The organism is Mycobacterium sp., from assembly GCF_035570115.1.
Taxonomy (GTDB): Bacteria; Actinomycetota; Actinomycetes; order Mycobacteriales; family Mycobacteriaceae; genus Mycobacterium.
On the sequence record NZ_DATMLH010000150.1, the window covers coordinates 1 to 2,140 of the forward strand.

At 62.5% G+C, this 2,140-nt stretch carries 2 protein-coding genes; both read left to right on the top strand.

The genetic code is table 11. The features are described from left to right. Positions 1-499: SPFH domain-containing protein (locus VNW74_RS14640; protein WP_325678000.1), on the top strand; the 499-nt coding region annotated here is incomplete at its 5' end. A 27-nt stretch (positions 500-526) separates the two neighbouring features. Continuing rightward, positions 527-2,140 (top strand): phosphoketolase family protein (locus tag VNW74_RS14645; protein ID WP_325678002.1); only part of this gene is annotated, 1,614 nt, incomplete at its 3' end.

Genomic DNA, 2,140 nt, shown 5'->3' on the forward strand with positions numbered 1-2,140 from the left:
CGCGCAGACCACGCTGCGCAAGGTCGTCGGCCAGCACACCCTTGACCAGGCGCTGTCGGAGACCGACACCATCAACGCCGATATCCGAAAGATCCTCGACATCGCGACCCTCGAATGGGGTGTCGAAGTGACACTGGTCGAACTCAAAGACATTCAGTTGCCCGACAGCATGAAACGCGCGATGGCTCGGCAAGCCGAGGCCGAGCGCGAGAAGCGAGCCAAAATTATTGCGGCGGAGGGCGAATCAATGGCCGCGGCCGCGTTGGGTGAGGCGTCGGACACGATGATGGCGCACCCGTTGGCCTTGCAACTGCGCAACCTGCAAACGCTTGTCGAACTCGGGGTGGAGAAGAACACCACCATCGTGTTCCCGGCGCCGCTAATGAGTGCGATCGGTGAACTGGGCAGCTTCCTCGCCAGAGAAAGTGCCGCCGCCAAGTCCCCGACCCAACCTGTCACCACCACGAATGGGGCCGACACGTCAACGCGAACCGGGTAGCCGCGAGTCGACCGAAGGACCACCACAATGACGACCCGAACACTTGAACCAGAAGTCCTGCACAAGATGGACGCCTACTGGCGGGCGGCGAATTACCTGTCGGTCGGGCAGATCTATCTATATGACAATCCGTTGTTGAAACGTCCGCTCCAGCTATCGGATGTGAAACCGCTCGTGGTCGGCCATTGGGGAACGACGCCGGGTCAAAACTTCATCTACGTGCATCTGAACCGGGCCATCACGAAGTACGGCCTGGACATGTTCTACGTCGCCGGCCCCGGCCACGGCGGGCCGGCCCTGGTCGCCAACACCTACCTCGAGGGCTCCTACACCGAGGTTTATCCCGACGTTAGCCAGGACGAGTCCGGACTAAAGAAGCTCTTCACCCAATTCTCTTTTCCCGGAGGCATTTCCAGCCATGTAGCACCGACGACTCCGGGATCGATTCACGAAGGCGGGGAACTGGGCTACTCGCTGAGTCACGCGTTCGGCGCTGTTTTCGACAATCCCGGCCTGGTCGTTGCGTGCGTAATCGGCGACGGTGAGGCCGAGACTGGGCCGCTGGCGACGGCCTGGCATTCCACCAAGTTCCTCAACCCGATCGGTGATGGGGCGGTGCTGCCGATCCTGCATCTGAACGGGTACAAGATCAGCAATCCTACTGTGCTCGCCCGCATCGAACACGAGGAGCTGGACCAGTTCCTGCGCGGCTGCGGCTGGGAACCGCGCTACGTCGAGGGTGAGAACCCCGAAGACATGCACGAGCTGATGGCCACCGTCGTTGATGAGACGGTCGAGGCCATTCAAGGGATCCAACGCGATGCTCGAACCGTCGGCGACACCGCGCGCAGACGGTGGCCGATGATCGTGCTGCGCTCCCCCAAGGGCTGGACCGGACCCAAAGAAGTCGACGGCCAGCAGATCGAAGGCACCTTCCGGGCACACCAGGTGCCACTGCTTGTCGATGACCAGCATCCCGGGCACGTCGAGCAACTCGAGAGCTGGATGCGCAGCTACAAACCGGAGGAGCTATTCGACGTGTCCGGGCGGCTGCTGCCCGACCTGGCTGCGCTGGCTCCCCACGGGCAACAGCGGATGGGCGCCAACCCGCACACCAATGGCGGGGTGTTGCTGCGTGACCTGCGGATGCCCGACTTTCGCGCCCACGCGGTGACGGTGACGTCGCCCGGCGCGGTGGACGCTGAAGACACCCGCGTGCTCGGCGCGTTTTTGCGCGACGTCATCGCGCTCAATAACGAGGCGCGCAACTTCCGGATCGTCGGCCCCGACGAAACCCTGTCGAACATGCTCGGCGCGGTCTTTGAGGTCACCGACCGGCAGTGGCAGGCCCGCACCGCCGAGTACGACGAATTCCTCGCTCCCGCAGGCAGAGTGCTCGATTCAATGCTCAGTGAGCACCAATGCGAGGGTTGGCTGGAAGGTTATCTGCTCACCGGCCGGCACGGGCTGTTCAACTGCTACGAGGCGTTCATCCACATCATCGACTCGATGTTCAACCAGCACGCCAAATGGCTCAAGGTCACCGCGCAACTGACGTGGCGCCGTGACATCGCGTCGCTGAATTACCTGCTTGCCTCTCATGTCTGGCAGCAAGACCACAACGGCTTCACCCACCAAGAC